The sequence below is a fragment of the Terriglobales bacterium genome (assembly GCA_035691485.1).
GTDB lineage: Bacteria > Acidobacteriota > Terriglobia > Terriglobales > Acidobacteriaceae > JAIQGF01.
The window spans coordinates 37,275-45,478 of the sequence record DASSIZ010000134.1 but is presented as its reverse complement, the minus strand read 5'-3'; the positions used below and the strand labels follow the sequence as shown (position 1 = coordinate 45,478).

Annotated in this window: 9 protein-coding genes and 1 tRNA gene; 2 read left to right on the top strand and 8 right to left on the bottom strand. The window is 62.0% G+C overall.

The genetic code is table 11. The features are described 5' to 3' along the window. Position 1 precedes the first annotated feature (1 nt). The 4 genes from VFI82_16830 to pheA form a co-directional block, all read right to left on the bottom strand. A tRNA-Ser gene (locus tag VFI82_16830) sits at positions 2 to 91 on the bottom strand. A 143-nt stretch (positions 92 to 234) separates the two neighbouring features. Beyond that, positions 235 to 1,230 (bottom strand): alpha/beta fold hydrolase, encoded by a 996-nt coding sequence (locus tag VFI82_16825; GenBank protein HET7186349.1) that lies wholly within the window; start codon positions 1,228 to 1,230, stop codon positions 235 to 237. A 26-nt stretch (positions 1,231 to 1,256) separates the two neighbouring features. After that, entirely contained in the window at positions 1,257 to 1,814 is a 558-nt protein-coding gene (locus VFI82_16820; protein ID HET7186348.1) for a hypothetical protein, read from the bottom strand. Positions 1,815 to 1,858: 44 nt separating this feature from the next. After that, positions 1,859 to 2,665, bottom strand: a complete 807-nt coding sequence (pheA, locus tag VFI82_16815; protein HET7186347.1) for a prephenate dehydratase — start codon at positions 2,663 to 2,665, stop codon at positions 1,859 to 1,861. A 230-nt stretch (positions 2,666 to 2,895) separates the two neighbouring features. Between pheA and VFI82_16810 the strand changes: the two genes are divergently transcribed. Then, entirely contained in the window at positions 2,896 to 3,045 is a 150-nt protein-coding gene (locus tag VFI82_16810; protein ID HET7186346.1) for a lmo0937 family membrane protein, read from the top strand. Between the two features lie 34 nt (positions 3,046 to 3,079). Then, entirely contained in the window at positions 3,080 to 3,331 is a 252-nt protein-coding gene (locus tag VFI82_16805; GenBank protein ID HET7186345.1) for a CsbD family protein, read from the top strand. 54 nt (positions 3,332 to 3,385) lie between these two features. Here the strand turns inward: VFI82_16805 and VFI82_16800 are convergent, their stop codons facing one another. From VFI82_16800 to rlmN, 4 genes are all read right to left on the bottom strand, one after another. Next, positions 3,386 to 3,871 (bottom strand): N-acetyltransferase, encoded by a 486-nt coding sequence (locus VFI82_16800; protein HET7186344.1) that lies wholly within the window; start codon positions 3,869 to 3,871, stop codon positions 3,386 to 3,388. A 93-nt stretch (positions 3,872 to 3,964) separates the two neighbouring features. Continuing rightward, entirely contained in the window at positions 3,965 to 4,531 is a 567-nt protein-coding gene (locus VFI82_16795; GenBank protein HET7186343.1) for a type 1 glutamine amidotransferase domain-containing protein, read from the bottom strand. Positions 4,532 to 4,650: 119 nt separating this feature from the next. Beyond that, entirely contained in the window at positions 4,651 to 6,945 is a 2,295-nt protein-coding gene (locus VFI82_16790; GenBank protein HET7186342.1) for a tetratricopeptide repeat protein, read from the bottom strand. A 91-nt stretch (positions 6,946 to 7,036) separates the two neighbouring features. Continuing rightward, positions 7,037 to 8,131 carry a 23S rRNA (adenine(2503)-C(2))-methyltransferase RlmN gene (rlmN, locus tag VFI82_16785; GenBank protein ID HET7186341.1) on the bottom strand — a complete coding sequence of 365 codons (1,095 nt, stop codon included), beginning with the start codon at positions 8,129 to 8,131 and terminating at the stop codon, positions 7,037 to 7,039. Positions 8,132 to 8,204: the final 73 nt, after the last annotated feature.

Sequence of the window (8,204 nt, the reverse complement as noted above, 5' to 3'; positions counted from 1 at the left end):
CTGGCGGAGAGGGAGGGATTCGAACCCCCGATACCCGTCAAGGTATGTCCGCTTTCGAGGCGGATCGTTTCAACCACTCACGCACCTCTCCGCGCCGGTAAGGACGAGTGGTCTACAAAAAGCCGCCAATTCCGGCGGCACTCACTATCCTACCATTTCTGTTTCCGGCGGTTGATCGAACATGGGCCGGGAAACCGACAAGAAACCTGGATCCCTATCACCACCCGCAACTGATCACTTGCGGTCGATCCGCGCCGCCTGGCACGATGACTTCAAACCTTCGTAGGCCAGGTACTGGCGCGCTGCCTCGTCGTCCTTCAGGTAGGTGTCCCAGAAAGCGAGCGTCTCCAGCTTCGCGCACTGGAACAGCGGGGTCTCGATGCCGCGCTGGCGGAACGGACCGACGAAGGTAAAGTGGGTTGCGCCTTCCAGTTCAACATCGTACTTATCGCCGGGAGGGGCGCCGTTAAAGGGCTGGCTTCGCCAGTCGGGGGTGCGGCGTTGCGTGCCGAAATCGCGTGAGCCGTACATCGCCAGCATAGGCACGTTGACGTTTTCCCACGACTTCGAGGTCAGCCCCATCTCGCCTTCGCCTTGAGGTGACAGCACAACAATTGCCTTCACCCGCTTGTCGGCGAAGCTGACGGGACTCTTCGCGCCGGGCATCTGCACTGTGGCGCCTCCGATTGCGACCGCGGTATAGGCGCCATACGAATGTCCGCCGACCCCGATGCGATTGCGGTCCAACTTCCCTTTCAGCGCGGGCGCCAGCTTTTCGATCTGCGGCAGCGAGTCAATCACGAAAGAAATATCTTTCGGGCGGCTGCGCCACAGCCGGGGATCGGCCATGGCCTGGCGGAGCGAGCCGCGATAATCGCGGTCCTGGCGGGAGTCGTCGTGCGACGGATGGATACTGACATATCCGTAGCTGGCCCAGTATTTCGCCAAGGCCGAGTACGACTCCTTCGAGGCATACAAGCCATGCGAAAACACGATGAGGGGAAAGGGGCCAGCGTCCTCGGGATAATAAATTTTCAGCGGCACATCTTTGTTACGAGCGGCATCGTGGAGCGCTAACTGAACGGTGAGAACGTGGTGAGGCCCGGGTTTCGCGGAGTAACTCGGCAGATCGGCGGCACCGGAGGCGGTCGCGATGAAGACGAGCGCTGCGGCAGCAATGTGGCGGCGCATCAGCATGGTTTCACGCACGTATGAACCCGGAACCCGCATATTACATTCTGAAGAGAATTCAACGATCACTTGCCGCCCGGCGGCTTCAGCATTGCATCCGGCAGCGGGTTCTGCGGCGATTCCGATTCCCAGAAGATGCTGGTGACCCACCAGCGCTGTCCGTCGTTGAACAGCTGAATGCTGTTGATGCCGCGGGCAAATGGTTTTTCAGCCTTGGCATGACGGGATTCGTAAGTGCTGAAAACGATGGCAATGTGCGCCCACTGCTCAATCCGGTTGGCGACCGCGCTTTCGTAAAACGCTTCCTTGGCGAAAAACGGCTCACTGCGGGTGATGTAGCTATCGACGGTGAACTCGCGCGGCTCGTAGCCGCTCTTGTCCGGTTTAGGCACCAGCGGTATGAGCCGAGCGCTCGGCCAGAACAAAGTGCGGAAGCGGTTCCAATCGCGCGCCTGCCCGGCGGGTCCGGAAATGACGTCGTACAGGGCCGCAAGGATGTTGTCGATGGACCTCACGTCGGATGGATTGGCGGCGGCAGCAGCCGGCTTCGATTCCGGTTGGGCTTGGGCAGGCGCCAAGGTCGCGATCAGCGTCAGGCACAACAACAGCAGGGTAGCTTTCATGATTGACCTCGCGGAAGCAGATTACCTCATCGCGGAACCCGGGATCAGGCCGCGGGATAGATGCCGAGAATTTTTACAAATTCAGCAATCTCGGAGAGGTGCGCCAACGCCTTGCGCGCGGCGTCGTCATCGGCGCGCAGGTAGTCGATGAAGAACACGTACTCGAACGGGCGGCCACGCAGCGGCCGCGACTCGATCTTGCTGAGATCGATGTCGCGCAGCGCAAACACGCTTAGCGCCTTGAACAGCGCTCCGGGCGCATTCTTCAGCGCGACCGCAATCGAAGTTTTGTTGGCGTTGCGATGAATCTTGGGGGAGCGGCCGACGAGAAAAAAGCGGGTGAAGTTCTGCTTGTCGTCTTCCAACCCGCGCAGCAGAACGCGGCCCTTGTACACACTGGCGGCGCGGCTGCCGGCAATCGCGGCGGCATCCCGCAGGTTGTCGCCGACCACGTAACGGACGCTGCCGGCGGTATCGTAGAAAGATTCGGCCCGCGCTTGCCGATGACGGCGGAAGAACTCGCGGCACTGCTCCAGCGCGACGGGGTGGGAGAACACCCGCCGGACGTCCTTCAGATTCACGCCGGGCGCGGCGATCAGGTTGTGCCGGATGCGCAGGTGGAACTCGCGTTGGACGAAGGCGTCGCGCGCCAGCAGCAGGTCCAGGTGTTGGGCAACCGGCCCGGCCAGGGAGTTCTCGATTGGCACCAGGGCTGCGCCTACGCGACCAGAGTCGAGGCGATCAAAAACGTCAGACGAGGTGACACATGGCACCACCGAGCAGCCGGGCAGGAAAGTACGCGCCGCCTCATCGCTGAACGACCCGAGTTCTCCCTGGATAGCTATGCGCATGGCTTTCGTGTCCTCTCTGAAATCACTCAAGCGAAAAAATGGGCTTGAGCGGGGAACTCAATTCCCGTTTTTTCCGGCCGGCAGTTCACCTTGTCCCTAAGCCTCCGAGTATAAAGGGCAGCAGTTTGTAATCGTGAAGCTACTCGCGAATTTGTACAACTTCCTATTCCCTGTCCGCACCAGACCTTGGAGGAGTACCGAGCGTACCGTCTCGAAGGGAGGAGTGCGGAATGCTTTGGACTTTATTCATCATCCTGCTGGTGCTGTGGCTGGTCGGCGTTATCAGCAGCTACACGCTGGGAGGATTTATCCACATTCTGCTCGTGCTCGCGGTGGTGGCGCTGGTATTCCAGTTGCTCACCGGCCGCAGTACGGTGTGAAAGAACCACGGATCTAAACTCAAGGGGAGGAAACATGGACAAGGACACGGTGAAGGGCAAAAGCAAGGACATCGCGGGGCGCGTGGAGCGTCAGGTCGGCGAGTGGACGGGCCGCAAGGATCTGGAAGCTGAAGGCGCCGCCAAACAGGTCGAAGGCAAGGTGCAAAAGGGCGTCGGCAAAGTGAAGGACGCCGGTCGCGACTTGGCCGACAAAATGAAGGACAAAGGCGATAAAGTTCGCGATGACATGCGCAGGGATGACATCCGGAAAAAAGACGTCGCTTGATCCCGGCGCGAATTTGAACAAAGGAGCGTCTCCGCGACGCTCCTTTCGTTTTGGCTACAGATTTTTGCCCAGCATCAGGGCGTCAATGGTGTTCATGTAATAGCGGGGAATTGTTTTCAGCACTGAATATCCGTGGAGCTTGTAAAACCGCAGCGCGGGCTCATTGTCGACAGCGCTCTCCAGGTACACCGCCCGGCAGCCGGCAGCCCGCAGGCGAGCTTCGCATTCGTTCATGAGCAACGTGCCGAGACCGGCGCGGCGGACTTCCGGCATCACGTCGATGGTGACTACGTGGCCGAGCCCGCGGGCAAGGATTTGCCCAACCACGAAACCGACGACGCCCTTCCCTCCCCTAACCTCCGCCGCCGACGCACTTTTGACGGCGACGATGGTGAAGGCGCCGCGCATTTTCATGTAGTAGGCGAGTTCGCGCTGGGAATACGCGATGCCGGGCGCAAAACATATCTGGTCGATCTGCCAGAGCCGGCGGAAATCAGCCGGCCGGGAATCGCGCAGCTCGTAACGGTCGGCGCCCGCCATCCGTGCAGCCTATCAGGAGAAATCTGAGGGGACAAAAAAGCGCCGAAAACCATGGGTTTCCGGCGCTGCCAGTTGTACGAATTGGAGACCGAGTTACGCCGCCCGCAGTTTGCCGCGCTTGGCTTCCGCGAACAGGCGAATCATCTCGCGATTGAATGCGGGAATGTCGGATGGTTGGCGACTGCTCACCAGGTTGCGATCCACGATCACCTCCCGGTCCTCCCAGTTAGCCCCGGCGTTGATCATGTCGTCTTGAATGGTGTGGTAGCTGGTCAGGTGGCGGCCCTTCGCCAGGCCTGCGGAAACCAGCAGCCACGGGGCATGGCAGATGATGGCCATCGGTTTGCCGGCCTCGTCGATTTTGCGGACGAACTCCTGGGCCGCGTGATTGACGCGCAGGGCGTCGGCATTGAGCGCCCCGCCAGGCAGCAACACGGCGTCGAACTCGTCAGGCTGGGCGCGGTCCAGCGGCAGGTCCACTTTGAACGTGTCCTTCTTCTCATCGTGCTTGACGCCGATAACCTCGCTCTTCGGCGAAATCAGCTTGCAGGTTGCGCCCGCTTCCTCCAGGGCCTTGCGCGGCTCCGTCATTTCCACTTGTTCGAAGTCGGTATCCAAAATAATGGCGACGCGAACTCCGTCGAGATCTTTGGAAGCCATCTGCATTCCTCCTCTTGGTGGGATGTTCGATGGGATGCGGCGGCGGTGGCCGCGGTGGGCAGAGGAATGAAGAATTAACAGACTGACAGGAGCAGCTGCCCCTCTTCGGGACCGCGTCTTTAATTCTTCGTTGCGTCAACCGCCGCGGCAGCGGCAGTCTTCCCTGCCCGGAAATAGGCTTCGGAAAGATGACGGCGAATCTGCGCCAGAAGTTCCGGGTCGGCGGGGTGAGTTCCAGCAAGCTTGCGCGCAGATTCCAGCGCGCTGATCGCCTCCGAGTACTTGCGCAGCCGCAGCCGCACCACACCGACGGTATCCATGACCGCCGGGCTATCCGGCGCCAGGGAGCGCGCCGTTTCCGCCAGCTGCAGCGCCCGGTCGAGGTTGGTTCCCTGCTCCACGTACAACCATGCCAGGTTGTTGGCAGCGACGCCCGAGTGCTCGCCTTCGCGGATGGCGCGCTCGTAGTTCTGGATGGCCGCGGTGGTGTCGTTCTGCTCCTGGGCGCGGACCCCGGCCAGCAGCGCGGCGGAGTTTCCCCCAGTGTGCGACGCGGAGTCGGCGGCGGCGGAGAGTTCCCCGTTCCCGGCATAAAGGCGCGCCAGAGCGGAGGCCGCGGTGGCGCACTGCGGATCGATGCGGAGCGCAGCCTGCAGCGCTCGCTTGGCATCGTCGAGCCACCCGCGGTCGGCATAAAGACGGCCGGCTATTTCCATCAGCGTCGCCGACGCAGGTGCCGCGGCCGCGATCTTCTCCATCTTCGCCAGCATCGGCCGCGTGATGGTGCCGGTGCGGTAGACGCGGGTCAGCCCGTCGATTGCTTCCACCGAGTGTGGTTGCGCCAGCACTGCCTGTTCGAACTGCAGGAGAGCCTCGCCCACGCGCTGCTGCTGCAGCGCAATCTCGCCCAGGATGACGCGAGCGGGGGCAGACGCGGTGTCAACCGCCAGCGCGCGCCGCGCCATCATGGCGGCAGCGTCAGTGCGTTTTTCCGCCAGCAGCACGCGCGCGAACAGGTTCAGCGCGCTGACGTTGCCGGGCTCGTCCCGCACCACGGCCATGATGTATCGCTCCGCCAGCTTGGCATTGCCGGTGGCAACGGCATCGTTCGCCAGCGCCAAGCGCGCGGGCACGAAGTGCGAATCCGAATCCAGCGCCGCCAGCCATTGCGCTCGCCCGTCCGCCTTATTTCCTGAGCGGTAAGTAGCGGTACCCAGCACGTAATGCGCGGGCGCCGATTGCGGCGCCAGCGCAACCGCCGCCTTCGACTGCAGGCTCGCAGCCGGCAGGTCCGAATCCGCCAGTGCGATCTCCGCCTGCAGGATGGAAATGGTCGCCGGGTCCAAGTCAAGGCGGTACTGCGCCAGGTGCGCATGCGCGCGCTGCAGAGCGTCAGCCTTGTCCGGTCCCGATTTCTGCTCGGCCACGTTGATGTCGGCTTCTACCAGGCGGGTCGCCAGCAGCGCACGGTCGCGAAGCTGATCCAGCGCCATCCAGGGTTGGGGTTTCTTTCCTGACAAACTGGCCCCGGCGGAACTCAGAGCTGCCTGGTAGCGTTGCAAGGCGGTGTCCGGCTTGCCGGCAATCAGTTCGAAGTCGGGCAAGGCCGTGGGTTGAGTGGGACGCTGCGCGTCCACCCGCCGCAGCACCTGCTCGGCTTCGTTAATGCGTGTAGTGCGCTGGAGAAATTGCGCGAACCGCATGTTGGATTCGGGGATGTCCTCGGCGGCCACCGCCTGCCGATAACATTGTTCGGCAGCGGCAGCATCGCCCTCCTGTTCGTTGAGGCGGCCGAGCGCCAGCCATGGTGCTGCACGGTTCGGGTTTGCCGCCGCTGACTCGTGCAGCACGCGGCGCGCCTCATCGACGCGGTTCTCCCGGTTGTAGATGTCGGCCAGGGCGATGGCCGCGGAGACGAGATGGGCATCGCTCCGCAACACGCTTCGATACTCCTCCTTGGCCTGCTCGGTTTTTCCGGAGGCGGCCAGCGAGCCCGCCAGCAGCGCCATGGCTTCGGCATTTGCCGGCGAATGCCGCAACACGATCTCCGCTTGTTCGCGCGCGCGGTCCGCCGCTCCCGCGACCAACAAGACCTCGCCCAGACGCAACTGAGCCGCCATGTTGCCGGGTTCTACCTCGGCGGCCTTCTCAAATGCGTTGAAAGCTTCGGCGATGTGTTCAAGACGGTAGAGACATTCGCCCAGGCGGAAATAAACCTGCGAACGAGCGCGCGTTTCGCGCAACGGAATTTCGTCCACCATTTTTTGATAAAGGGCGGCAGCTTCGGCGTTACGGCCTTCGCGCTCCAATCGTTCAGCGCGGGCGAATTGCCTCTGGGGGATAGTGCATCCCGCCAGCATGGCTGCGAATACGACAAGAATTCCCGTGGTAGCGAGGAGCCGCGATCTGGTCATGAGCCCGGAGCGCGCCCTTAGAGCAGGCGCTTACATTCAAGATGAACGAAGAGAGCGCGCAGTTGGCTTGATCGAGGCTCGCAGCCGCTTTTCATGCGCTGATCTGCACCACTTCCGCGCGCTTCAGCTGTCCGCAGGCGGCATAGATGTCGCGCCCGCGGGGACGCCGGAGAAATGCCGGAATACCAGCGCCAATGAGGGTCTGCTGGAAAGCCTGGACGCGCTGTTCTTCCGGCGTGGAAAACGGAATTTCCGGGCCGGGATTGAGCGCAATCAGGTTGACCTTGGCGTTCAGTCCCTTGATCAGGGTGGCCACCTCGCCCGCGTTTTCGACGCTGTCGTTGACCCCATCGAGCAGCACGTATTCGAAGGTCAGGCGCTCTCGCGGACGAAGCGGGAATTCGCGCGCCGCCTTCATCAGCGCTGCCAGGTTCCACTTGCGATTGATCGGCATGACCCGGTCGCGTAATTCGTCACTCGACGCATTGAGCGAAATCGCCAGCTTGGGCCGGACCGCTTCCCTTGCAAAATCGCGGATGCGGGGCACGATACCGGCGGTGGAAACCGTCATGCGCGATGCCGGTATGCCGACGCCATCCACCAGCAAGCGCACTGCCTTCATGAAGTTGTCGTAATTCAGGAACGGCTCACCCTGGCCCATGAATACCAGGTTGATGCGCTCGCTTTCTAGCGAGATTTTACGGTCCTGAAGCACGCGCAGGATTTGGCCGACGATCTCCCCGGGGCTGAGGTTGCGCAGCAAGCCGAGCAGCGCGGTCATGCAAAACCGGCAATCAACCGCGCAGCCCGCCTGGCTGGAGACGCAGATGGTGGCGCGTTTGAACCCACCTTCGCTGCCATCGCCCTGTTCGCCGTCGTCGCCCTCGGGCATCCAGACTGTTTCGACGCTCTGTCCGTCAACAAAGCCGATCAGGTAACGCCGGGTGCCATCGACCGAGAGGAATTGCTTTTGCACCTGCGGCAAGCCGACGACATAATTTTTCGCCAGCTCGCTCCGCCAAGCGGCAGGAAGCGTTGTGATCTGATTTACCGTCTCGACCCGGTTGCGATAGACCGCTTCGAACAGCTGGCGTCCCCGGTAGGCGGGCTGCCCCGCTTCCGTCGCAATCGCCGTAAGCTCTTGAGCATTAAGGCCCAAAAGCGTGATTTCCGGAGCTACTCGCATGCATCTAATAAGAAGTATCGGGTTAACTGGCTGTCCCCATTGTATCTCCTGCGACGGCCGGTTCCGGTTCCCG